21 protein-coding genes and 3 pseudogenes are annotated in these 24056 nt (G+C 62.9%); 22 read left to right on the top strand and 2 right to left on the bottom strand.

Annotated features, from left to right (window positions below):
* The first annotated feature begins 33 nt into the window (after nucleotides 1-33).
* The 7 genes from J4G43_RS34555 (at nucleotide 34) to J4G43_RS34525 (ending at nucleotide 7039) form a co-directional block, all read left to right on the top strand.
* On the top strand, nucleotides 34-1251 hold the full coding sequence (locus J4G43_RS34555) for an urea ABC transporter substrate-binding protein (protein WP_084795064.1): 1218 nt from the start codon (nucleotides 34-36) through the stop codon (nucleotides 1249-1251).
* A 98-nt stretch (nucleotides 1252-1349) separates the two neighbouring features.
* Nucleotides 1350-2216, top strand: coding sequence for an ABC transporter permease subunit (locus tag J4G43_RS34550; protein WP_028151201.1), 867 nt, complete (start codon nucleotides 1350-1352; stop codon nucleotides 2214-2216).
* A gap of 12 nt (nucleotides 2217-2228) precedes the next feature.
* Nucleotides 2229-3302: a branched-chain amino acid ABC transporter permease gene (locus J4G43_RS34545; RefSeq protein WP_208087656.1), complete on the top strand. Its 1074-nt coding sequence runs from the start codon at nucleotides 2229-2231 to the stop codon at nucleotides 3300-3302.
* A gap of 2 nt (nucleotides 3303-3304) precedes the next feature.
* Nucleotides 3305-4024: an ABC transporter ATP-binding protein gene (locus tag J4G43_RS34540; protein WP_208087655.1), complete on the top strand. Its 720-nt coding sequence runs from the start codon at nucleotides 3305-3307 to the stop codon at nucleotides 4022-4024.
* Nucleotides 4014-4739, top strand: a complete 726-nt coding sequence (locus tag J4G43_RS34535) for an ABC transporter ATP-binding protein (protein ID WP_135214633.1) — start codon at nucleotides 4014-4016, stop codon at nucleotides 4737-4739. The genes J4G43_RS34540 and J4G43_RS34535 overlap by 11 nt, the downstream gene beginning before the upstream one ends.
* 47 nt (nucleotides 4740-4786) lie before the next feature.
* Nucleotides 4787-5548, top strand: coding sequence for an SDR family NAD(P)-dependent oxidoreductase (locus J4G43_RS34530; protein ID WP_208087654.1), 762 nt, complete (start codon nucleotides 4787-4789; stop codon nucleotides 5546-5548).
* An 87-nt stretch (nucleotides 5549-5635) separates the two neighbouring features.
* The gene (locus J4G43_RS34525) at nucleotides 5636-7039 is read left to right on the top strand and encodes an amidase (RefSeq protein WP_208087653.1); all 1404 of its coding nucleotides are present in this window, start codon (nucleotides 5636-5638) and stop codon (nucleotides 7037-7039) included.
* A gap of 33 nt (nucleotides 7040-7072) precedes the next feature.
* On the opposite strand, the pseudogene J4G43_RS34520 reads toward J4G43_RS34525, so the two are convergent.
* A pseudogene (locus J4G43_RS34520) lies at nucleotides 7073-7478 on the bottom strand (hypothetical protein); the annotation flags it as partial.
* A 420-nt stretch (nucleotides 7479-7898) separates the two neighbouring features.
* Between J4G43_RS34520 and J4G43_RS34515 the strand changes: the two are divergent.
* The 5 genes and pseudogenes from J4G43_RS34515 (at nucleotide 7899) to J4G43_RS34500 (ending at nucleotide 11725) form a co-directional block, all read left to right on the top strand.
* A complete protein-coding gene (locus J4G43_RS34515; RefSeq protein ID WP_225005282.1) occupies nucleotides 7899-9479 on the top strand; it encodes a sugar ABC transporter ATP-binding protein in 1581 nt (526 codons plus the stop codon).
* A complete protein-coding gene (locus J4G43_RS34510; RefSeq protein ID WP_225005281.1) occupies nucleotides 9476-9787 on the top strand; it encodes a DUF2304 family protein in 312 nt (103 codons plus the stop codon). Before J4G43_RS34515 ends, J4G43_RS34510 begins: the two co-directional genes overlap by 4 nt.
* Nucleotides 9766-10065, top strand: a pseudogene (locus J4G43_RS55175) (ABC transporter permease); the annotation flags it as partial. The gene J4G43_RS34510 and the pseudogene J4G43_RS55175, both read left to right, overlap by 22 nt.
* A gap of 40 nt (nucleotides 10066-10105) precedes the next feature.
* The gene (locus J4G43_RS55170; RefSeq protein ID WP_249814669.1) at nucleotides 10106-10468 is read left to right on the top strand and encodes an ABC transporter permease; all 363 of its coding nucleotides are present in this window, start codon (nucleotides 10106-10108) and stop codon (nucleotides 10466-10468) included.
* A 105-nt stretch (nucleotides 10469-10573) separates the two neighbouring features.
* On the top strand, nucleotides 10574-11725 hold the full coding sequence (locus J4G43_RS34500; RefSeq protein ID WP_166342549.1) for a substrate-binding domain-containing protein: 1152 nt from the start codon (nucleotides 10574-10576) through the stop codon (nucleotides 11723-11725).
* Nucleotides 11726-11805: 80 nt separating this feature from the next.
* On the opposite strand, the gene J4G43_RS34495 is transcribed toward J4G43_RS34500, so the two are convergent.
* Nucleotides 11806-12600, bottom strand: a complete 795-nt coding sequence (locus J4G43_RS34495; protein ID WP_166342548.1) for a DeoR/GlpR family DNA-binding transcription regulator — start codon at nucleotides 12598-12600, stop codon at nucleotides 11806-11808.
* A 268-nt stretch (nucleotides 12601-12868) separates the two neighbouring features.
* Here J4G43_RS34495 and deoC point away from each other — a divergent pair, with 268 nt between their 5' ends.
* From deoC to J4G43_RS34445, 10 genes and pseudogenes are all read left to right on the top strand, one after another.
* Entirely contained in the window at nucleotides 12869-13786 is a 918-nt protein-coding gene (deoC, locus tag J4G43_RS34490; RefSeq protein WP_208087652.1) for a deoxyribose-phosphate aldolase, read from the top strand.
* Nucleotides 13787-13788: 2 nt separating this feature from the next.
* Nucleotides 13789-16176, top strand: coding sequence for an aldehyde dehydrogenase family protein (locus tag J4G43_RS34485; protein ID WP_208087651.1), 2388 nt, complete (start codon nucleotides 13789-13791; stop codon nucleotides 16174-16176).
* 83 nt (nucleotides 16177-16259) lie between these two features.
* On the top strand, nucleotides 16260-16715 hold the full coding sequence (locus J4G43_RS34480) for an RbsD/FucU family protein (protein ID WP_014494077.1): 456 nt from the start codon (nucleotides 16260-16262) through the stop codon (nucleotides 16713-16715).
* Between the two features lie 5 nt (nucleotides 16716-16720).
* Nucleotides 16721-17644 (top strand): ribokinase, encoded by a 924-nt coding sequence (gene rbsK / locus J4G43_RS34475; RefSeq protein ID WP_208087650.1) that lies wholly within the window; start codon nucleotides 16721-16723, stop codon nucleotides 17642-17644.
* A 7-nt stretch (nucleotides 17645-17651) separates the two neighbouring features.
* Complete coding sequence (locus J4G43_RS34470; protein ID WP_208087649.1) at nucleotides 17652-18527, top strand: carbohydrate ABC transporter permease; 876 nt, start codon at nucleotides 17652-17654, stop codon at nucleotides 18525-18527.
* Nucleotides 18524-19561: pseudogene (locus J4G43_RS34465) on the top strand (carbohydrate ABC transporter permease). The gene J4G43_RS34470 and the pseudogene J4G43_RS34465 overlap by 4 nt, the downstream one beginning before the upstream one ends.
* Nucleotides 19562-19610: 49 nt before the next feature.
* Entirely contained in the window at nucleotides 19611-21050 is a 1440-nt protein-coding gene (locus J4G43_RS34460) for an extracellular solute-binding protein (RefSeq protein WP_321576352.1), read from the top strand.
* Nucleotides 21051-21135: 85 nt separating this feature from the next.
* The gene (locus tag J4G43_RS34455; RefSeq protein WP_208087647.1) at nucleotides 21136-22227 is read left to right on the top strand and encodes an ABC transporter ATP-binding protein; all 1092 of its coding nucleotides are present in this window, start codon (nucleotides 21136-21138) and stop codon (nucleotides 22225-22227) included.
* Between the two features lie 260 nt (nucleotides 22228-22487).
* The gene (locus tag J4G43_RS34450; RefSeq protein ID WP_085404264.1) at nucleotides 22488-23309 is read left to right on the top strand and encodes a helix-turn-helix domain-containing protein; all 822 of its coding nucleotides are present in this window, start codon (nucleotides 22488-22490) and stop codon (nucleotides 23307-23309) included.
* 76 nt (nucleotides 23310-23385) lie between these two features.
* On the top strand, nucleotides 23386-24051 hold the full coding sequence (locus J4G43_RS34445; RefSeq protein ID WP_208087646.1) for a DsbA family oxidoreductase: 666 nt from the start codon (nucleotides 23386-23388) through the stop codon (nucleotides 24049-24051).
* Nucleotides 24052-24056 lie beyond the last annotated feature (5 nt).

Raw genomic sequence — 24056 nt, 5'->3', positions numbered from 1 at the left:
GATATCACGATGAGTTCGGGACGCAAGTTAGGGATGGTTTTGCTCGGCGCCATGCTCGGTACCGCAGCGGCAATGACCGTTGCTCGGGCCGCGGAACCACCGTTGAAGGTGGGTCTGCTCGAGGACGTGTCGGGCGATCTCGCCTTCATGGGCATGCCGAAGCTGCACGGCTCTCAGCTGGCCGTCGAGGAGATCAACAAGAGCGGCGGTATCCTTGGTCGGCAGATCGAGTTGATTCACCTCGATCCGCAGGGCGACAACGCGCGCTATCAGGAGTTCGGCCGTCGACTGCTCAACCGCGACAAGGTCGACGTGCTGATCGGCGGCATCACCTCGGCTTCGCGCGAGGCGCTGCGTCCCATCGTCGATCGCACCTCGACACCGTACTTCTACACCAATCAGTATGAAGGCGGCGTCTGCGACGCCAGCATGATCAGCATGGGCGCGGTGCCCGAGCAGCAATTCTCGACGCTGATCCCGTGGATGGTCGAGAAGTTCGGCAAGAAGGTCTATGTCATCGCAGCCGATTACAATTTCGGTCAGATTTCGGCGGAGTGGAACCGCAAGATCATGAAGGATCTCGGCGGCGAGGTCGTCGGTGAGGAGTTCATTCCCCTCGGCGTGTCGCAGTTCGCGCAGACGATCCAGAACATTCAGAAAGCGAAGCCGGATTGGCTGCTTACGATCAATGTCGGCGCTGCCCAGGATTCGTTCTTCGAGCAGGCGGCTGCGGCCAACCTCAATCTGCCGATGGGATCGTCGATCAAGGTCATGCTCGGCTTCGAGCACAAGCGGTTCAAGCCGCCGGCGCTTAACAACATGCATGCGACTGCGAATTGGTTCGAGGAGATCGACACGCCGGAGGCTACCGAGTTCAAGAAGCGCTGGCACGCGAAATTCCCTGACGAGCTCTACATCAACGACATGGGCTACAATGCCTATAATGCGCTCTACATGTACAAGGCGCTGGTCGAGAAGGCGAAGTCGATCAAGCTCGACGACATGCGCAAGGTCATCGCGACCGGCGATGCATGCATCGACGCTCCCGAAGGCAAGGTGTGCATCGATCCGAAGAGCCAGCACACCTCGCACCGCATGCGCCTGATCTCGGTCGGGCCGAAGCATGAGGTGAAGGTCGAGAAGGACTATGGGACGATCCAGCCGTACTGGCTTGGCGAAATCGGTTGCGATCTCACCAAGAAGAACGACAAGGACCAATACACGCCGAGCCATCTCCCGAAGAAATCGTGACGCCCGACGGGCACGGATTTTGCTCGTATTGAGAGTTGCGTTCTTGGAAAAGGCCGGCGCCGCAACGATGCGGCGCCGGGATCGACAAAGGGACCAAGATGTCGGCTGAAGTATTCTCGGTATTCTATCAGTTCGCCGACGTGTTCGCGTTCCTCATTCTCTCGGCCGCAGGTCTCGCCATCGTGTTCGGCATGATGGGCGTCATCAACATGGCGCATGGCGAGTTCATCATGTGCGGCGCCTATGTCACCGTCGGCCTGGTGAATCTGGGCGTTCCGCTCGCGATTGCCCAGATCCTGGCCGCGCTGACGGCGGGGCTCATCGGTGTCGCCGTCGAGTTCCTGATCGTGCGGCGCTTCTACAAGCGGCCGCTGGATTCTCTGCTCGCCACTTGGGGGCTCAGCCTCATCGTGACGCAATCGATGCTCCTGATTGTCGGTTCAGCCGTGCGGGGCATCGGAACGCCCGAGGGAAGCTTCGCAATCGGCGGCTATACGTTTTCGACCTATCGTCTGGTTCTGTTCGGTTGCGCGGTGGCCGTGCTGGGCGGTCTCTACATCGTTTTCATGAAGACGCGCTTTGGTGTGATCGCCCGGGCGACGATGCAGAATGCGGCGATGGCGAAGGCGCTGGGCGCGCGAACGGGCCGAATCTATTCGATCAGCTTCGGGATCGGCACCGGCCTTGCCGGACTTTGCGGGGCGCTCTACGCGCCAACGATGACGCTGATCCCGACCATGGGGGCGACCTTCGTGGTCGAAAGCTTCGTTACGGTCGTCATTGGAGGGGCAAACGTGCTGCTCGGAACAGCGCCGGCCGCTGTGTTCCTGGCGATGATCCGGATGGCGCTGAACGCGAGCTACGGCCAGATCATCGGACAGATTGGCATGCTGGTCGCCGTTATTTTGATCATTCGGGTGTTGCCCGAGGGGCTCTCCAGCGTTCTGGTTCGTCGTGGGCGCTAAAGGGAATTTGTGATGTTCAAGCTGCTGGAAGGTCCGCAGACGCTCGGACGTGGCAAGATCTTCTGGTCCTGCTTCCTTGCAGTGCTCGCGGGCGCACTGACATATCCGCTGTTCGCCGACTCCTATGATGTGGGGAATTTCGCCTATTTCCTGATTTGGATATTCATGGCGCTCGGCCTCTGCCTGATGTGGGGCTATGGCGGGATGCTGTCGTTCGGCCAGACCTTGTTCTTCGGCATCGCCGGTTACGGTTATGGCGTGCTCGCGATTAACATGGGCGGCGGCACCGCAACGATCGCCGCGCTTGCGCTGTCCGTTGTCCTTGCGATGGTGGCGGCCGGCATCCTCGGCTATTTCATGATCTGGGGTGGCATCAACGGCATCTTCTTCGGGATCGTGACGCTGTCTGCGACGCTGGTGCTTGCCTTCTTCCTCGGCCAGACGGCGGGGCCGGAATGGCACATCGGCCCGGCGCGGCTGAATGGCTTCAACGGCATGAAGGGCATGGACCCGCTCGCCGTCGGCGACTTCTATATCGAGGGATCGGCGCTCTACTACGTCATGATCGCGCTGATCGTGATCGTCTATCTCGCGCTGCGCATGCTCGTGAATTCGGGCATCGGCAACGTCATCGTGGCGACGCGCGAGAACCCGCAGCGCGCCGAGATGCTGGGTTATGACGTCCGGAAATACCAGCTCCTGACCTTCGTGATCGGCAGCGGCCTCGCAGGGCTGAGTGGTGCGCTGTATACGTCCTGGGGCCAATTCATCACGCCGTCCAGCATCGGCCTGCCTGCGGCGGCGATGCCCATCGTATGGGTGGCTTTCTCCGGACGGAGCGATCTGACCGCAACTCTGGTCGGATCGTTCCTGCTGCTGTTCGGCTTTCAGACCATCACGGTCTACAGCCAGCAGGCAGCACTCGTGCTGATGGGGGCGCTGCTGCTCGCCACGGTGATGCTGGCGCCGCAGGGTTTTGTGCTCGGCATCGGCAAGCTTGCTGGCGACTGGTGGAGCGGGCGTCGGCGGCGCGATGATAGCCGCGTCATGGCGGAGGCTGGTCGCTTGCAGTCGGAAGAGACCTGATCATGGCGCTGGTCGAAGTCAAAGGCGTATCCAAGCGTTTTGGCGGATTGACCGCAGTCGCCGACGTCGACCTCACGGTCAACGCCGGCGAGGTCCACTGCCTGATCGGACCCAATGGCGCCGGCAAGAGCACATTGTTCAAGCTGATCGTGGGTCTCTACCCGCCGAGCCAGGGCAGCATCGTGTTCGATACCGTCGACATCACCAAGGAGCGTCCCTACGCACGCGTACAGCGAGGCATGAGCATCAAGATGCAGGCTCCGAGCGTGTTCAAGGAGCTGCCGGTTCGGCAAAACATCCAGACTGCGCTCCAGGCACGACTGTCCGGCGCGGAACGCATCGCCGAGGAGGATCGCCTGCTGACCCTGCTCAACCTGGGGCCGGACAGCGATAAGCTCGCGGGTGCGCTGTCGCATGGCCAGCAGCAATGGCTCGAGATCGGGATGGCGCTGGCGCTGAAGCCGCAGCTCCTGCTGCTGGACGAGCCGACTGCCGGCATGTCGCCGGAGGAAACCTTCAAGACCGGCGAGCTGATCAAGTCGTTCAATGCAGAGGGCATGACGGTTCTTGTCGTCGAGCATGACATGGCCTTCGTGCGCCAGGTCGCCCAGCGCGTCACGGTGCTGCATCTCGGCAAGATTTTCGCACGCGGCGATCTCGAAAGCATTTTGCAGGACGCGAAAGTCGCGGAAATTTATCTCGGTAAGACCCATGCTCACTGAACCCAAGCCCACTGACCGGATTCTGGACGTATCGGAATTATGGGCGGGATACGGTGCGACGCCGATTCTGCAGGGCGTCACCATGTCGGTCTCCCGCGGCGAGATTGTCGGCGTGATCGGCCGTAACGGTGTCGGCAAGTCGACTCTGATGCGGTGCCTGATCGGTTTGCTGCAAACCTGGCGTGGCACGATCAGCTTCATGGAGCAGGACGTCACAAAGCTCGAAGCCGACGCGCGGGCGAGGGCGGGCTTCGGCTACATCCCGCAGGGACGCGATGTCTTTCCGCAGATGACCGTCGAGGAAAACCTGCAGGTCGGCGAGTTGATCGGCGGTCCCGGCGGCAAGAAACTGCCTGAACTCGTCTATGAGTATTTTCCGCGACTGAAGGAACGCCGGCGGCAGGCCGCAGGCACGATGTCGGGCGGCGAGCAGCAACAGCTCGCCATAGGCCGCGCGCTGATCGGCAATCCGTCCTTGATGATCCTGGACGAGCCGTCCGAGGGTATCCAGCCCTCGATCGTCCAGCACATCTGCGAGGCACTGAGATCGTTCCGGAACGAGCTCGGGACCACCATCATCTTCGTCGAGCAGAACCTCGACACGATCCTGGCAATCGCCGAGCGCTGTTACATCATGGAGAAGGGCAAGATCGCGCAGTCGCTGGCGGGTGGCGAGGTTAACGAGGACAATGTCCGCGAGCAGCTCCTGCTCTGAACGGCCGCATGGCATGTTTTCAAGTCGTCAATAGGGAGGGAATGGACATGGATCTGGGACTCAAGGGAGCGAAGGTTCTCGTCACCGGCAGCACCAAGGGCATCGGCAGGGCGATCGCCGATACATTCGCGGCGGAGGGCGCGGATGTCGGCATCTGCGCGCGCAACCAGGCCGACGTCGATAGCGCAGTCGCCGCGATCAAGGCGAAGGGCGTCGCTGCCTTCGGTAGTTCGGTCGATGTCTCCAACGGCCCGGCGCTCAAGGCCTGGGTCGAGGACATGGCCTCGAAGCTTGGCGGCATCGACGTCGTGGTCGCCAATGTCAGTGCGCTGTCGATCGGACAGGACGAGGAGAGCTGGGAGAAGGAATTCTCCACCGACATGATGGGCACCGTGCGGCTGGTCAATGCGGCGATGCCGTATCTCGAGAAGAGCAAGGCCGCGGCGATCGTGACCATCTCCAGCGTTTCAGGGCGGGAGGTTGACTTCGCGAGCGGCCCCTACGGCACGTTCAAGGCCGCGATCATCCACTATACGCAAGGTCTCGCCTTCCAGCTTGCCAGCAAAGGCATCCGCGCCAATTCGGTGTCGCCGGGCAACACCTATTTCGAGGGCGGTGTCTGGAGTCAGATCAAGGACGGCAATCCCGAGCTGTACAAGACCGCGCTGGCGCTGAATCCGACCGGCCGCATGGGCACGCCGCAGGAAATGGCGAATGGTGCGGTGTTCCTCGCCAGCAAGGCAGCGAGTTTCATCACGGGGACCAACCTCGTGGTCGACGGTGCCCTCACGCGCGGCGTGCAGTTCTAGGCGCTCCCTGAGTAGCGCAGTCACGAAACCGGGCCGTCTGCGGCGCCGGGTGGGCGAAGCCGTTTCCGACAACAGCAGGACTGTCAGATGTCAGCAGATCCAATTCACTACAAGTCGATCATCGAAATCTCCGAGCTGTTCCGCCGCGGCGAACTTCTACCTTCGAAAGTGACCGAGGTGATGCTGGGCCGGATCGCGAAGCTCGATCAGAAGTTTCACGGCTACGCGCTCGTCCTCGCCGAGCGAGCCATGGTGCAGGCGAAGCGCTGTGACACCGAGCTTGCCAAGGGCATCTGGCGCGGGCCGCTGCACGGCGTGCCGATCGGATTGAAGGATCTCTGCTACACCACTTTCGCGCCGACCGCTGGAGGTACCGCGATCCACGCTAGGTTCGTCCCCTCCTTCAACGCGACGATCGTGGACCGGCTCGAACACGCCGGCGCCGTCACGCTCGGCAAGCTAAAAATGACCGAGGGCGCCTATACGAGCCATCATCCCGACGACCAGGCGCCGCTCAATCCCTGGGGGACCGACTACTGGGTCGGTTCCTCCTCAAGCGGATCGGGCGTGGCCACTTCGGCGGGACTTTGCTTTGGCTCGATCGGCAGCGACACCGGCGGCTCGATCCGGTTTCCGTCGGCTACGTGCGGGCTGACTGGGATCAAGCCCACCTGGGGACGTGTGAGCCGCCATGGCGTCTTCCCGCTGGCTGACTCTCTCGACCATGTCGGGCCGATGTGCCGGAGCGCAGCCGATGCCGCGGCCATGCTCGGCGTCATCGCGGGCGCAGACGTCAATGATCCGACCGCCCTTCAGGCGCCGGTGCCGAACTATCTGGCGGGGATCGGTGAGGGCGTGCGGGGCTTACGGATTGGCGTGGACCGCAGCTACACGCAGGACGGGATCGATCCGCAGGTGGTCGCCGCCTTGCTGGAAGCGGAGCGTACGCTTGCGGACCTCGGCGCCGATATTCGTGAGGTCAAGTTCCCAGCTTACGAGAAGCTCGTGAGCATGTGGATTCCGATGTGCTCCATCGAGACCGCGGAGGCGCATCTCGAGACCTATCCGTCGCGGAAGTCGGAATACGGTCCCGATCTGGCGCAGCTGATCGAGCAGGGCAGATCGATCAGCGGCGTCGAGATCGCTCAGATCCATCATGAGCGGTTGAAGTTCTGCGGCAGCCTCGCGGCGCTGTTCGGCGACATTGACCTGCTCCTGATTCCCACCATGCCCGTGCCGATCCCAACGCTGACCAAGATGGGCGAATACGGCGCCGATCCGAACGTGCTGCTCAGCATCCTGCGCTTCACGGCGGTATTCGACTTCTCGGGCAGCCCGACCATCACGCTACCGAACGGCATGGCGGCGGACGGGTTGCCTCTCAGCATGCAGCTCGTCGGCCCGCATCTGTCCGAAGATACGCTTGCTCGCGCCGCGTATTCCTTCCAGTCAGTGACGGATTGGCACACGCAGCGTGCTTCCATCGAATGAAAGGCAGCAAAAGGCATTATAACCTGTCCGAAGTCGAAGGCGCAGCGCTGGCTGCATGCCGAAGCGCTTTGTGGCGTTAGCGGCGATGAAGTCCTGCAGTGCCGACGAGATCTCAGCGTCGGTGTCGGCTGCACGCCGAGCCAGCGCGTCGGCGACCTCGGAAGTCGCATCCCGCGATTACCCCTGGACGGGATTGAAGGATACAATTCGGACCGGATAGGCGTACTGGCCGGACCGCAGATTTTGCAGGATGATCTCGAGGTTGGTGTCAGCCTCGTCGGTCTCGCGCCGGGCGCAACCAGCGCGCGCCGATGTCTTCAAGCACCAGATAGATGTCGCGGTCGATGCGGTCGGCCGGCACGATCGAGGGCGAGGAACGTAATCCCGCGCGGCGGGAATGACGCGACGAGCACGACGTATCGCAGGGATTGTCATCCACAGAATTGGAGCGAAGTGTCGCGCGCGGTCTAGTGTGCTTGGCTAAGGCCGCCTCATCGCCATGGCTGTCACGCGTCGCCTATGCGTCTACCTTTCTGTCGGCACACGCTTGCGCTGATCGATCGCGGGACCTGCCTCCTCTCGCTTGGATGATCGGGTGCTTGCCGCCAGGACCGAATGGAGCGCGTCGTGAAGCTTTGGTCCGTTCCTGATGTTGAACAGATCCGCGCTGGGAAGGCCGGCTGTCTGTACTGACGTTCGCAACCGCACAAATCGAGATAGGGCAGGGCTAGATCCGGCCCCGCGACGTGATCCGCCATTGACAGGTCGGCGGAGATGATAGAATTATAACAGGATAAGTTGCAAAAATAACAATATGTCACCATCGTACCAGCGTCTTGCGGGGCGACGGGAGGAAAGTTTGGAACTGTCCGGTTCGGTTGCAGCAGAACCTCGGTCGTCGGCCTCGCTTGTGATGGTCAGTGGCATCAACAAGCGCTTCGGCGGCGTGCGAGCGCTGCGTGACGTCAACCTCGAGGTTCGCGCCGGCGAGGTCCATGCGCTACTGGGCGAGAACGGCGCGGGAAAATCTACCCTGATCAAGATTCTCAGTGGTGTTCATGCCCTCGACAGCGGCACGATCGAGATCGCCGGCAGGCCGGTGGAATTCGACAGCCCGGCGAAGTCGCGCGAGGCGGGGATCGCTGTCGTTTATCAGGATCTCAGCCTCGTCGAATCCTTGAGCGTTGCGGACAATCTGTTGCTCGGCCGTGAGCCGCGTGCGCGTTTCGGCTTCGTCCGGCAGCGCGCGCTGATGGCCAGGGCCGTGGCGTTCCTGAACGCGCTCGGCATTCCCCTGGATGCGAGTGCGGCTGTCGGCTCGCTGCCTTTCGCCTATCGCCAGATGACGGAGATCGCCAAGGCGCTGATGGGCGAGGTCCGGCTTCTGATCCTCGACGAGCCGACCTCCTCGCTGACATCGGATGAGGTCCAGATTCTGTTCGATGCGATCGGGAAGGCGACGCGCCGCGGAGTCGGCGTGATCTATGTGACCCATCGGCTCAATGAGGTGTTCGAGATCTCGCAGCGCGTCACGGTGCTGCGCGATGGCGCTAACGCAGGCACGTTTGTCACCGCCGAGACCGACATGAAGCGGCTGGTGAACGCGATCGTCGGAACCGATCGATCGGCACCCACGGGCCCGCGCACCGAACCTGTCGCGAAGCGTGAATTGGATCCGTCGCCGGTTCTGTCGCTGTCCGACGTGTCCAACGACCTGCTTCGCGCCGTCGATCTGTCCGTGCTGAAGGGCGAGATCCACGGCCTCGCCGGATTGATCGGCAGCGGCCGCACGGAGATTTTGGAGACAGTGTTTGGCCTCCGGCCGCTCGAGAGCGGCGCAATCGAGATCGAGGGCCGGCGATGGTTGCCGAGAGGGCCTGCCGATGCGATCGAGCAGGGCATCGCGCTGGTGCCGGAAGACCGGCATGTGCAGGGTCTGGTCCTGGACCATTCGATCGAGCGAAACGTCACCTTGCCGCGAATTCCCCACTTCTCGCGCTGGGGCTGGATGCAGCAACGCGCCGCCGCCAGGCGTGCGGAAACCGCGGTCGCCAGGCTTTCGGTGAAAGCGCCGGGCGCGTTCAGCCTGGTCAGGACGCTCTCCGGCGGCAACCAGCAAAAGGTCGTGTTCGGAAAATGGAATGATCCGCGGCCGCGCGTGCTGCTCCTGGATGAACCGACGGTCGGCGTCGACGTGGGCGCACGCGAGGAAATCTATGCCGTGATCCGGAATGCCGTCCGCGACGGCAGCGGGGTCCTGGTCGTCTCGTCCGATCTCGTCGAATTGATCGAGCTCTGCGACCGCATCTCCGTGATCGTCAACGGGCGTGTGGCTCGTACGCTGTCGCGCGGCGAGATCGATGATGCCGAAGAGCTGCATCATCTCCTCCAGATGTACCAGGCCTCCGGGCCGGGCCACTTGCAAGAGCTTCCCGCATGACCGAACTGACTGCTCCCAACGTGGTCGCTTCGTCGACCCGATCTGATCGCCGCCGCAAGATTCTCCAGAATTTGCTGCGGGGCGAGCGGCCGTACATGCTGTACATCGCCTTCGTGATCCTGCTGGTCGTGTTCAGCCTGTCTTCGCCCTGGTTTCTCTCGGTCGACAATTTCCTGAACATCGGGCGCCAGACCACGCTGGTGTCGATCATCGCAGTCGGCATGACCTTTATTATCATCGCGCGTCAGATCGATCTGTCGGTGCCTCGACGCTGGCGCTGTCGGGCATGGCGGCCGCTCTCGCGATGAGCCAGATCAACAACAGCTGGATCGTGGGTGCCGTGGCCGGGCTCGGTACCGGCGCGCTGGTCGGGCTGCTCAATGGCATCCTGACCACGCAGCTATCGATCCCGTCGTTCCTGGTGACGCTGGGCTCGCTGAGCATGGCGCGGGGACTGGCGATGATGGTGACCAACACCAAGCCGGTGATCATCACCAACGAGACCTATTTCGCGATCTTTGGAGAAGGCACGTTCCTCGGCATACCGGTTCCGATCGCCTGGACTATGGCGGCGATGATTATCGGCATCCTGCTGCTGCACTATAATGTGTTCGGCCGGCGCATCTATGGCGGTCGGCGGCAACCCGACCGCGGCGCTCTATTCCGGCATCAACACCAAACGGATCACGACTGCGGCCTTTGTCCTGACCGGCACGCTGGCCGGATTAGCGGCGCTGGTGCTGTCGGCGCGTTCACATGCCGCGCGGCCAGATGTCGTGCAGGGCATGGAGCTCGACGTCATCGCCGCGGTGATCCTCGGCGGCTGCAGCCTGTTCGGCGGGCGCGGCTACATCCTTGGAACACTGTTCGGCAGCTTGATCATCGGCACGCTCAACAACGGCCTTGTTCTGCTCGGCGTGAGCTCGCCGATGCAGCTCGTGATCAAGGGGGCGATCATCGTTGCCGCGGTTGCTTTCACGAAACGCTAGTCGACGTCAGGCGCGGCGCATGAACAACAAGTTCATTGCGCTGCGCGGGTAGGGGCAAGGTCGCTGGCCCTCCGGTGAATCGGCGACCAAAAAATGGAGGAAACAATGAAGCCAATCTTGCGACAAACCTTGCCTTTGACTGCGTTGGTGGCCGCTGCCGCCCTCTCGATGATCCCGTCGGCTCGCGCCGAAGTGCCCGCGACCTGCGTCAAGGGTGTCGATCTCGCGAAGCTCGGGCCGAAGTCGATCGTCGGCCAGGGACCCCACGGCGAAAAGGCGGCTTCCCCCGAGGTGCTCGCGCTGTCGGAAGCCGACGCCGCCAAGATCAAGGAGAAGAACTTCAAGGTCGGCATCTCCATGCAGACGGTCAACCTCGACTGGTCGCAGCTCCAGATCCAGGGCATCACCGATACGCTGAAGAAGTACGGCGTGACGGTGACGGGCGTCGCGTCCGCCGAATATCAGGTGGACAAGCAGATCGCCGATATCGAGAACACGATCCAGCAGCATCCGGACGGCATCATTTCGATTCCGGTCGATTTCACCGCGACCGCGCCGACCTACAAGAAGATCGCCAAAGCCGGCATCAAGCTCGTGCTGATGGACAGCATCCCGACTGGTCTGAAGCATCCCGAGGAATATGCGACGATGGTCTCGGCCGATAGCCAGGGCAATGGCCAGATCGCGGCACAGATCCTGGCATCCTGCGTGGCGCAGGGCGGCACCATCGGTCTCGTCAATTTCGGCGTCGACTATTTCAGCACCAACGAGCGCACCAAGGGCGTGCGGGAGTGGATGAAAGCAAACCGCCCTGACATCAAGATGAAGCAGGTCGACTTCACCGATCCGCCGAAGGTCTCGCAGATCGCGGGCGACTTCCTGACCGGCAATCCCGACGTCAAGGGACTGTACGCGGTGTGGGATCAACCGGCGCTCGACACGCTGAGCTCGATGCGGGCTCAGGGCATCGATATTCCCATGACGACGGTCGACCTCGGTCTGCAATCGGCGATCGAGATTGCCAAGGGCGGGCCGCTGAAGGCGACCGGCTCGCAGCGTCCCTACGACCAGGGCGTCGCCGAGGCGATGGCGATGATGAACGCGCTGCTGGGTAAGGAAACGCCTGGCTGGATCGGTGTGCAGTCGCTGCCGGTGACGCAGTCGAACGTGCTGGAGTCCTACAAGACCGTATTCAAGAAGGACCCGCCGGCCGAGCTGACGGATGCCTGCAAAAAGGCGAAGCCCGCCTGCAACTAGCCCGAAACAGCGATGCGCGATCCACCGAGACCGCGCATCGCTCAGCAAGCCTGATCCGGGCGAACCAGCCCCCGTCCGGATCAGGCCGTGCTGGTGACGTATTCGACGGGAAGGCTGCGGAAGTGCTTGCGCGTGTCTGCCGACACGGAGCCGCCGACGATGATCCGCGAGAATGAGCTGACGTCGGAGAAGAACGCCGGCTTGAGGCTGCCGAGCTTGCTGGCGTCGACCACGAGGATGCTCTCCATCGCGGTAGCGATGACGGCCTGCTTGATGGCGACTTCGTGAAAATTCGAGCAGCTGGCGCCGCGGGTCCAGTGCAGGCCGCCGGCCGAGATGAAAGCCTTGTTGACCCCGAGCCGCCGCAGGTAGGACAGGCCGTCATCCGACGAGAACGACTGCGACGACGGATGGTAGAGCCCGCCCATCAACATCACCTGCGTCGCTGGCCGGTGGGTGACAATCGAGGCGACGTTCAGCGAATAGCAGATCACCGAAAGAGGCATGTCCTCAGGCAGGCAATCCGCCAGCGACTGCATCGTGGTGCCGCAATCGATAAAGATGGTGTCACCTTCCTTGATCGAGGCGGCTGCGGATCGGCAGGCGAGGCGCTTGTCCTGTGTGTGCTGGTCGATTTCCTGTTCGAATGTGTACTTGATCCCGGTCGGCGACGCCGCGTTGACGACGTAGCCGCCGAGCAGGGCGAGCGCCACCTCGGGCCCGGCAAGGTCGCGCCTGACCGTCATCTCCGACACCTTCAGCAGCTCTGCGGCGTCCTTCAGATGCAGTGCGCCGCTCGTCTCGACGGCGCGTCGCAGCCGTTGCAGTCGTTGGACGCGGGTCTCGCTGGGGCGTGCGGTCGGTGTTTCAGTCATTTTCGTCACCGAGCTTGCTTATCCGGTTGACAATGATCTTACAATGATGTGAGTTTGGCAACGTCAATTTGTTACAATAATAACATTTGGCCCGAAAGGCGTTTCGCTGTCGGCGACGGGAGCAGCAGAAGCGCCGGCGGCCAAGGGATGGGAGGATCGCATGTTGCAATCGGCACATTCAGTCTATCTGCCGTTTCAGCCGATTCGCTAGCATTGCGCGGCGTACCATCCGCATCCGATCGCGCGCAACAGCGGCCGCGCGCTCGAGATGGACTGGGTCGATGATATCCGGATCAATCTGTCCGCCGCCGAGCGCCGCGTTGCGAGCCTGCCGGGCCGGCGCACCGTCAAGAAGGACGCGCAGGCGGCGTGGTTGCTCAAGGCGATCACCTGCATCGACCTGACGACACTCAACGGCGACGATACGGCGGAGCGGGTGAAACGCCTCTGCGCCAAGGCGAGGGCCCCGATACGAAGTGACCTCCTCGAGGCACTCGGTTTTGGCGGGCGCCGGCTGCACACGGGCGCGATCTGCGTCTATCACCGCTTCGTCGCAACCGCGGTCGAAGCGCTCGATGGGTATGACATTCCGGTCGCTGCGGTTTCGACCGGATTTCCGGCAGGCCTCGTGCCGCACGATCTGAAACTCAAGGAGATCGAGGCGTCCGTCAGGGACGGTGCGCAGGAGATCGACATCGTCATCACGCGTGAGCATGTGCTGACCGGAGATTGGCGCGCTCTCTACGCCGAGGTCCGGGATTTCCGCGCAGCCTGCGGCGATGCGCATCTGAAGACGATCCTGGCAACTGGTGACCTCAAAACGCTGCGCAACGTCGCCAAGGCGTCGATGGTCTGCATGATGGCCGGCGCGGACTTCATCAAGACCTCCACCGGCAAGGAAGGCGTCAATGCCACGCTGCCGGTGACGCTCGCGATGCTGCGCATGATCAGGGTCTATGAGGAGCGCACGGGCTTCAAGATCGGCTTCAAGCCGGCCGGCGGAATCTCGACGGCGAAGGATGTGCTCAACTACCAGTTCCTGATGAAGGAGGAGTTGGGACGCGATTGGCTCGAGCCGGATCTGTTCCGCGTCGGCGCCTCGAGCCTGCTCGCCGACATCGAGCGCCAGCTCGAGCATCACGTCACCGGCCGCTACTCGGCCTTCAACCGTCATCCCGTGGGCTGAGCATGAGTATCGCACATTACTTTGAGACCATGGATTATGGTCCCGCTCCCGAGGCGGACGGCGAGGCGCGCGCCTGGCTGAAGCGGCACGACGCGACGTTTGGGCATTTCATTGCCGGTAAATTCGTCGCGCCGGCTTCGGGCAAGCATCTGGCGACGATCGAGCCGGCCACCGGAAAGACGCTGGCCAGGATCGCGCAAGGCATCGCAGCGGATGTCGAGGCTGCCGTCGGCGCCGCGCGATCGGCGCAGTCGTCATGGGCAAAGCTCGGTGGTCACGGTCGTGCCCGTCATCTCTATGCGCTGGCGCGCATGCTGCAACGTCATGCTCGTCTGTTTGTATTGGAAGCGATCGACAATGGCAAACCGATCAGGGAAACCCGCGATCTCGACGTGCCGCTCGCCGCGCGCCACTTCCTGTATCACGCCGGCTGGGCGCAATTGCAGGACCGCGAATTCGCCGACCATGTCCCGGTCGGTGTGATCGGCCAGATCATCCCCTGGAACTTTCCGCTGCTGATGCTGGCCTGGAAGATCGCGCCCGCGCTGGCGACCGGCAACACCGTGGTGCTGAAACCGGCAGAGTTCACGTCACTCACCGCGCTGCTGTTCGCCGAGCTCGCGGCGGAAGCCGGCCTGCCGCCCGGCGTGTTGAATGTGGTGACGGGTGATGGCGCCACCGGCGCGTTGCTGGTCGAAAATCCCGGTGTCGACAAGATCGCCTTCACGGGGTCGACCGAGGTCGGGCGGTTGATCCGTCAGTCGACCGCAGGCAGCGGGAAGTCGCTGACGCTCGAGCTCGGCGGCAAGTCACCGTTCATCGTGTTCGACGACGCCGACATCGATGGCGCCGTGGAAGGCGTGGTCGATGCGATCTGGTTCAACCAGGGCCAGGTCTGTTGCGCCGGATCGCGGCTTCTGCTGCAGGAAGGGATCGCAGAGACATTCCGCAAGCGCCTCATCCGCCGCATGGAGACGCTGCGCGTGGGTCCGCCGCTCGACAAGGCGATCGACATGGGCGCGGTGGTCGCACCGGTGCAGCTCGAGCGGATCAAGGCGCTGGTCGAAACCGGCGTCAAGGAGGGCGCTGAGAAGTATCAGGCGCCGGGGCCGATCCCCGCTGAGGGATGCTTCTATCCCCCGACCTTGCTTTGGAACGTGCATCCGTCATCGACCGTGGCGATCGAGGAGATCTTTGGCCCGGTGCTGGTCGCCATGACGTTCCGCACGCCGGACGAGGCGGTGATGCTCGCCAACAACACGCGCTATGGCCTTGCCGCCAGCGTGTGGAGCGAGACCATCGGGCTGGCGCTCGATATCGCGCCGAAGCTTCAGGCCGGCGTGGTCTGGGTCAATGCGACCAATTTGTTCGATGCCAGCGTCGGCTTCGGCGGCTATCGCGAGTCCGGCTTCGGTCGCGAGGGCGGCCGGGAAGGTCTCTACGAATATCTCAAGCCGAAAGCCTGGAGCGGGCGGAAGGCGCGGGCGAAGGTGCCGCCGCCATCCCCGGCGGCTTCTAACGACGGCGCCGGATTTGGCACGCCGTCGATCGACCGGACCGCCAAGCTGTTCGTCGGCGGCAAGCAGGTTCGTCCCGACGGAAATTATTCGCGCGCGGTGCTGTCGCCGAAGGGGAAGCACCTCGGCGAAGCCGGCGAGGGCAATCGCAAGGATATCCGTAACGCGGTGGCCGCTGCGCGCTCGGCCGAGGGGTGGGCGCGGGCGACGACGCATAATCGCGCCCAAATCCTCTACTACCTTGCCGAGAATCTGTCCGCGCGTGGCGACGAGTTCGCCCGGCGCATCGGTGATATGACCGGCGTTTCGCCCGCCAAGGCGCGCGCGGAGGTCGAGGCGAGTATCGAACGGCTGTTCAGCTATGGGGCCTGGGCCGACAAATACGAGGGGACGATCCATGCACCGCCGTTGCGCGGCGTGGCGCTTGCCATGCACGAGCCGATCGGCGTGGTCGGGGTGGCCTGTCCGGACGAGGCCCCGTTGCTGGGCTTCATCAGCCTGGTGGCACCGTTGATTGCGATGGGCAACCGCGTCGTCGCCGTCCCAAGCGAGCGGCATCCGCTTGCAGCGACCGATTTTTATCAGGTGCTGGAGACGTCGGATGTGCCGGCAGGCGTCGTCAATATCGTCACCGGCGAGCGCGATGCGCTCGCAAAGGTCCTTGCCGAGCATGACGATGTCGATGCGCTCTGGGTGTTCGGCTCGCAGGAGGCCTCGACTGCCGCGGAGCGGCTGTCGATCGGCAACCTCAAGCGCACGCTGGTCGACCACGGGCTGGCGCTCGATTGGTACGACCGGGTGGCGAGCGAAGGTCCGATCCTGCTCCGCCACGCGGTGCAGGTGAAGAACATCTGGATTCCCTATGGGGACTAAAGACGTCACCTTGCGGTGATACGGGTTGGCATCCGGACCATCAGAGTTCGGGCGATTTTTTGAAGACAAGGGAGGGACGCAACATGCTCAAGGGCATCAATCCACTGCTCAATGCCGACGTACTTTATGCCTTGCGCGCAATGGGGCACGGGGACCGCCTCGTGGTGTGCGACACCAATTTTCCTGCCGACTCCATCGCGCGCCAGACCGTGTTCGGCGAGCTGCTTCGCATCGACAACGTCAGTACGGCAAAGGCGATCGAAGCCATCCTCTCGGTGCTGCCGCTCGATACGTTCGTCGACGATGCCGCAATCCGCATGGAGATTGTTGGCCAGCCCCAGGAGGTGCCGCCGGTGCAGCGCGAGGTGCAGGCCGCGATCGACCGCGCCGAGGGACGCTCCTGGCCGCTGGTCGGGGTCGAGCGCCATGCCTTCTATGAAAAGGCCAAGACGGCCTACTGCGTGATCGCCACGGGAGAGCGGCGCTTCTACGGCTGCTTCCTGTTTTCCAAGGGCGTCATCGCGCCGGACGGAGAGTGACGACCATGAGCAAGACTGGCGTCGCAGTGCTCGGCATCTTCGTCGTCGATCTGGCCTTCCGGGCCGGCAACATGCCCGCGATCGGTGAAACGATCGCCGGTTCGGGATTTGCCATGGGACCAGGCGGCAAGGGGTCGAACCAGGCCGTGGCCGCTGCGCGCGCAGGCGCAGAGGTGACCTTCATCTCCCGGATCGGCCGCGACGCGTTTGGTGATCTTGCCATCAAGACGTGGGAAACCGAGGGCATTCGACCGCGCGTCGCCAGGACTTCGGAGGCGCCGACCGGCGCGGCCTTCATCTATGTCCACGAGACACGCGGTGACAACGCCATCATCGTGGTGAGCGGAGCGGCCGACGGTCTCAGCCCCACCGACGTCGATGCGGCGGCGGATGCGATCCGCACCAGCCGCGTCTTCGTGACCCAGCTCGAGCAACCGGTCGCGGCCGCGCAGCGCGGGCTCGAGATCGCGCGCGCTGCGGGCAGCATCACCGTGTTCAACCCGGCACCTGCGGTCAAATTCGACGATGGCCTGTTTGCCTTGTGCGACTACGTCGTTCCCAATGAGACCGAGGCGGAAGCGCTGACGGGGATCGCGGTGAGCGATCTTGCCGGCGCCCGCCGCGCCGGCGAAGCGTTGGTGGCCAAGGGAGCGGGCACCGCGCTGATCACGCTCGGCGAACGCGGGGCGCTGTTTCACGGGCGAGACCGCTCGCTACACGTGCCCCCGTTCGCCGCCGGCAAGGTGGTCGAAACCGCGGGCGCGGGCGACGCATTCGTCGGCGGCTTCGCTGCAGCGCTTGCGGGCGGCGCCGATCCCCTGGAAGCGGCGCGCCTCGGTTCCGCCACGGCGGGGATTTCCGTGACGCGCGCGGGGACTGCGCCTGCCATGCCGCGGCGCGCCGAGATTGAAGCCCTGTTGAAGGGATGATCTGCTCATGATGCGGAACGATCCGATCAAGCATGTCTTCATCTGGCCGGCGGTGCTCGTCGTACTGGCGATCTCGATCTTTCCGCTGATCTATTCGTTGACCACGAGCTTCCTCAGCTATCGCCTGATTCCGCCGATCCCGCCGCGGGTCGTGTGGTTCGGCAATTATGCTACGCTCCTGCAAGAGCCGCGCTTCTGGAATGCGATCTTCACGACGACGCTGATCGCGTTCATTGCCGTCGGGTTGCAATACGTGATCGGGTTTGGCGTTGCGCTCGCGCTGAACGCGCGCGTTCCGGGCGAACGGCTATTTCGCGTGGCCTTGCTGCTGCCCATGCTTCTGGCCCCGGTTGCCGTCGCGCTTGTTGCTCGCATGATCTTCAATCCGACCATGGGGCCGCTCAACCAGTTCCTGTCCATGTTCGGCATGGCGAACCTGCCGTTCCTCACCAACGGTCATTGGGCGCTCGCCTGCATCATCGCTGTTGAGATCTGGCAGTGGACCCCGTTCGTCATCCTGATGATGCTGGCTGGCCTGCAAACGCTCCCCGAAGATGTCTACGAGGCGGCCGAGCTCGAGAACGCCAGCGCCTGGCAACAGTTCTGGGGCATCACCTTTCCGATGATGCTGCCGATCTCCGCCGCGGTCGTCTTCATCCGCCTGATCGAGAGCTACAAGATCATGGACACCGTATTCGTGATGACGGGCGGCGGACCGGGTGTGGACACCGAGACCCTGACCTTGTTCGCCTATCAGGAGGGTTTCAAGAAGTTCAATCTCGGCTACACGTCGGCGCTCAGCTTCCTGTTCCTGATCGCCATCACGATCATTGGCGTCACTTATCTGGCGCTGCTGTGGCCGCATCTGGAGAAGCGCCGATGAGCGGGCAGGGCCTTACCGGACTGTCGCGCTGGAGCCGCCGCCTGGTCGCGGCCGGTGTCTTCGCATGGTGCCTGATCACGGCGTTTCCGCTCTATTGGGTGGTCGTGACGGCGTTCAAGACCCCGCCGGGCGTGGTCGGCGGCCCGACCTATATTCCGTTCGTCGATTTCACGCCGACCCTGCAGCCCTTCATTGATCTCTATCAGGGTATCCGTGGCGAGTTCTTCCGGACCTTTTTGAACTCGACAATCGTTGGCTTGTCGGCGGCGGCGATCGCGACTGCCGTCGGCGCAATGGCGGCCTATGCGCTGGTGCGGTTCGAGTTCAGGGTACGGCTTCGGCGCCGGCCTGATCTTCTTCCTGCTCGCGCTCGGCGGCTATCTGCTGTTCAACATTCGCTCGGCTTCACCCGCGCGCAGGCGCTGCTGCTGGCGTTCCCGATCGCGCTTGTCGCTGCAATCCTGGCCAACCGCCTGCCGCTGCCGGGGCCGATCCTCGGCAATGAAGACATCCTGTTCTGGTTCGTCAGCCAGCGCATGTTTCCGCCGATCGTCACGGCTTTCGCGCTGTATCTCCTCTACAGCGAAATCGGCCGGCTCGGCTTCCAGCTCATCGACAGCTATGTCGGCCTGACGCTGTGCTACGTCGCGTTCTCGCTGCCGATCGTGGTCTGGCTGATGCGCGACTTCTTCGAGGCCATTCCGATCGAGGTCGAAGAAGCCGCGATGGTCGACAACGTGCCAAGTTGGCGCATCTTCCTCGGCATCGTGGTGCCAATGTCGATGAACGGACTGCTGGCGACTTTCATGATCACGCTCGCCTTCGTCTGGAACGAGTTCCTGTTCGCGCTGTTCCTGACCAATTCCAGATGGCAGACGCTGCCGATCCTGGTGGCGGGACAGAACAGCCAGCGCGGCGACGAATGGTGGGCGATCTCGGCCGCGGCGCTCGTCGCCATCATTCCGATGATGATCATGGCAGGTCTGCTCAGCCGCATGATGCGGTCGGGCCTGCTGCTCGGAGCGATCAAATAGCAAAAACCTATGTAGGGAGGACTGGACGATGTTGCGACGGGCGTTTCTGATGCTGACCACCTCGCTCGCGATGGCTTGCACCGCGAGCCAGGCGAACGCTGCTTGTAGCCCGGATTACTCCGGCGTCACCCTGACTGTGGCGTCGCAGACCGGACCGTATATCGCCTCCGCGCTCAAGCTCGGCGCGGACGAATGGACCAAGAAGACCTGCGGCAAGGTCAATGTGGTCGAGTTCCCCTGGTCGGAGCTCTACCCGAAGATCGTTACGTCGCTTACCGGATCGGACGCGGCGTTCGATCTGGTCAGCTTTGCGCCGGCCTGGCTGCCCGACTTCGTCACCTATCTCAGCGAGATGCCGAAAGAGATGCAGTCCGGCAAGGATTGGGACGATGTCGAGCCGGCCTACCGTGAGCGCCTGATGGTGTGGGAAGGCAAGATCTATTCGCAATCGATGGACGGCGACGTTCACACCTACACCTATCGCACCGACCTGTTCAGCGACCCCAAGGAGAAGGACGCCTTCAAGGCCAAGTACGGCTACGACCTGGCGCCGCCAAAGACCTGGAAGCAATATCTCGACATCGCGGAGTTCTTTCAGCGCCCCGACAAGGGACTCTGGGGCACGGCGGAGGCCTTCCGTCGCGGTGGCCAGCAGTTCTGGTTCTTCTTCAGCCACGCGGCGGCCTATACCAACAATCCGAACTATCCGGGCGCGATGTTCTTCGACCCCGAAACGATGGATGCCCAGATCAACAATCCGGGCTGGGTGAAGGGATTGGAGGAATATATTCGCGCTTCCAAGCTTGGCCCGCCCAATGCGCTGAACTTTTCGTTCGGCGAAGTCAATGCCGCCGTGGCCGGCGGCCAGGTGGCCGAGTCGATCGGTTGGGGCGACACCGGCGTGATCGCCGCCGACCCCAAGCAATCGAAGATTTCCGGCAAGGTGGGCTCTGCAGTGCTGCCCGGCTCTGACGAGATATGGAACGCCAAAACCAAGAAGTGGGACAAGTTTCCGGCAGTGCTGCCGGCACCCTTCATGGCGTTCGGAGGCTGGCAGATTGCCGTGCCAAAGGTGGGCAAGAACCAGCAGGCGGCATGGGATTTCGTCAAGACGCTGACAAGCCCTGAAGTCTCCGGCAAGGCCGCGATTACCGGTGGCACGGGTGTCAACCCATACCGCAAGTCGCACACCACGAATCTGGAGTTGTGGAGCAAGATCTTCTCGCCGACGGAAGCCAAGGAATATCTCGGCGCCCAGGCCGACTCCATTAACGGCAAGAACGTTGCGCTCGACATGCGTTTGCCCGGCTATTTCTCCTACACCGAGGTTGTGGAGATTGAGCTTGGCAAGGCGCTGGCCGGCCAGACCACGCCGCAGGCCGCGCTGGACGCGGTCGCGAAGGAATGGAATCGCCTGACCGATGAGTTCGGCCGCGCGAAGCAGCTCGCCGCCTATCGCGCGGCGATGGGCCTCTCACCGAAGAACTAGCTTCCCGCGGAGACTGCCCCGGATGATGCGTGAGCATCATCCGGGTTTTGTTGGCCGTCGATATAGGGGACGGAAAAAGGAATCCATGGCGCACGTCGAGATCGAGAACGTCAGCAAGGCATATGGGCCCTACAAGATCATCGAGGGGCTCAATCTGAGTGTGGCCGACGAGGAGTTTGTCGTGCTTGTCGGACCGTCCGGCTGCGGCAAGACCACGACGTTGCGCATGATAGCGGGACTGGAGACGGTCACCAGCGGAACCATTCGTATCGGTAATCGCGATGTGACGCAGGTGCGCCCAGGCTTGCGTAATTGCGCGATGGTGTTCCAGAACTATGCGCTCTATCCGCATATGACTGTTGGTGAGAATATCGGCTACGGCATGAAGGCGCGGGGCGAGTCGCGCGCCAAGATCGCGAAAGCCGTCGAGGACGTCGCGCGGGTTCTCGACCTCGAGCAATACGTGGACCGTCGGCCCAAGCAGCTCTCCGGTGGGCAGCGTCAGCGCGTGGCGATCGGCCGTGCCATCGTGCGCAGCCCGGACGTGTTTCTGTTCGACGAGCCATTGTCAAACCTCGACGCCAAACTCCGCATCGAGATGCGGACCGAGATCAAGGCATTGCATCGCCGTCTCGCCAAGACGATCGTTTATGTCACACACGATCAGGTCGAAGCTATGACCATGGCCGATCGGGTCGTGGTGATGAATCGCGGCCGCATCGAGCAGGCGGCTGATCCGATCACGATCTATGAGAAACCAAGCAATCTCTTCGTCGCGGGCTTCATGGGCGCGCCCAGCATGAATTTTATCCACGGGGAGATTGCCGCTCGCGACGGTGCACTGATCTTCACCGAACCCTCGGGTACGGCGTTGAGATTGCCGAAATCCCGAGAGGCGGCCTATGCAGGGAGCATCGGCAAGCCGGTTGTGCTCGGCGTGCGGCCCGACCACGTGCTGCGGCAAGATGCGCCATCGGGCTCCTCCGTCCGCATGATGGTAAAAGACGTGGAGCCGCTCGGGCCGCATACTCTCGTGATTGGAACCGTGGGCGCATTTCCATTCACGGCGCAGATGCAAGTCGGTGTTTCTGCGGCGCCCGATTGCCCAATAGATGTCGCCATCGATCTGGAGCGAACGCACCTTTTCGACAAGGTTTCCGGGGCGGCCGTTTCATAGTCGGCGGTCCTCTGGCGGTGCAGGTAATTCCAAATCTTTACTTCCAGCGTGCGCATGCCTCATCGCGGTCACTTGCGCTGCGGCGAGCTCGCACGTGATGCGGGCGACGTTGCCCCCTTCTTCGCAAACTTTGCTGGTCCGGTATTGGTGTCGAGCAGAGTCTGCGAAAAGAGATTAAGCGATTTCAGATGGTTACATGCCAATATTCATTACCTCGCGGGTAATGGAAGGGCTGAAATCCGCATGCTAGGTTTTCGAGCATGAACGCACATGCATCCACGGCACAGGCCGAACGCAGCCAGCCCGTCCATATCGGCGACCATTTGCGCGAATGGCGGCAACGCCGCCGCATGAGCCAGCTCGATCTGGCGGGCGAGGCCGAGATTTCCGCGCGGCATTTGAGCTTCGTCGAGACCGGCCGCGCTGCGCCCTCGCGCGACATGGTGCTCAGGCTCGCCGAACGTCTCGAGGTACCCTTGCGCGAACGCAACGTGCTGCTGGTCGCGGCCGGCTATGCGCCGGCGTTTCCGCAGCGCCCGCTAGAGGATCCCGCCTTGAAATCAGCTCGCCAGGCGATCGACCTCGTTCTCAGGGCGCATGAGCCCAATCCGGCGCTGGCCTATGACCGGCACTGGAATCTGGTGTCCGCCAACCGCATGGTGGCGCCGCTGCTCGAAGGCATCCCGCAGCGGCTGCTCGGCCAGCCCTTCAACGTGCTGCGGCTCGCGTTTCACCCTGAAGCGCTGGCGCCGCGCACGGTCAATCTCGCGGAATGGTGCGGGCACCTGCTGGAGCGGCTGCACCGGCAATGCGAGGCAACGGCCGATCCCGAGCTGATCAAGCTCTATAACGACCTCAAGAGCTATCCCATCCCGGCGCGCTCGGGGCCGCTGTCGAGCGATAATGTCGCGATTCCCTTCAAGCTGCGCCATGGCGGAGAGATACTAAGTTTCTTCTCCACCACCATGGTGTTCGGCACACCTGTCGACATCACGCTGTCGGAGCTGGCGCTGGAGACGTTCTTCCCGGCGGACGAGCGCACCGCCGAGCGGCTCAAGCAGATGGCAGCAGCTATGACCTAGCGCCCTTGCCTCGGGGCGGGTTCGGCTTATCTTCGGCTTATCTTGGGTCAAACCCGCATCGCCCGAAGGAGGCGCTATGAGCACGTTGAAACCGCTCCAGATCGATGTCGTCTCCGACGTGGTGTGCCCCTGGTGCTATATCGGCAAGCACCGGATCGAGAGCGCGCTCGCGCTCGTTCCCGACGTTCCCGTCAAACTCAATTTCCGTCCCTTTTTCCTCAATCCGTGGGTGCCGCGCGAGGGCATCAGCCGCGAGAACTATCTCACCACGAAGTTCGGCTCGGTCGAAGCCTATAAGGGCATTGCCGGCCGCGTCGTCGCGGCTGCAAGCGAGGAGGGCCTTGTCTACAAGCCCGAGCTGGTCGCGCGCCAGCCCAACACGACCGACTGTCACCGCCTGATCCTCTGGGCCGAGGCGATCGGCAAGGCGCCTGAGATGAAGCAGCGGCTGATGGAGCTGTATTTCCGCGACGGCGGCGACCTCACTGACGTGAACGTGCTGGTGCAGGCGGCCGCCGATGTCGGCCTCGATGCCGACGACGTGCGCAAGCGCCTCGCCACCGACGAGGACGTCGCGCGCGTGTCGGCCGATGCGCAGGAGGCCGCCGAGAAGGGCATTTCCGGCGTGCCGACCTACGTGTTCGCGCAGAAATACGCCGTCTCCGGCGCGCAGGATCCGAACCTGCTCGCCCGCGCCATTCGCGAGGTCTCGGCGGAGATCAACGCGCAGGCGGCAGAGTAGATTTC

This window comes from Bradyrhizobium barranii subsp. barranii (assembly GCF_017565645.3).
Lineage (GTDB): Bacteria > Pseudomonadota > Alphaproteobacteria > Rhizobiales > Xanthobacteraceae > Bradyrhizobium > Bradyrhizobium barranii.
The sequence above is the reverse complement of the archived record's forward strand: the minus strand, read 5'-3'. Positions and strand labels throughout refer to the sequence as shown.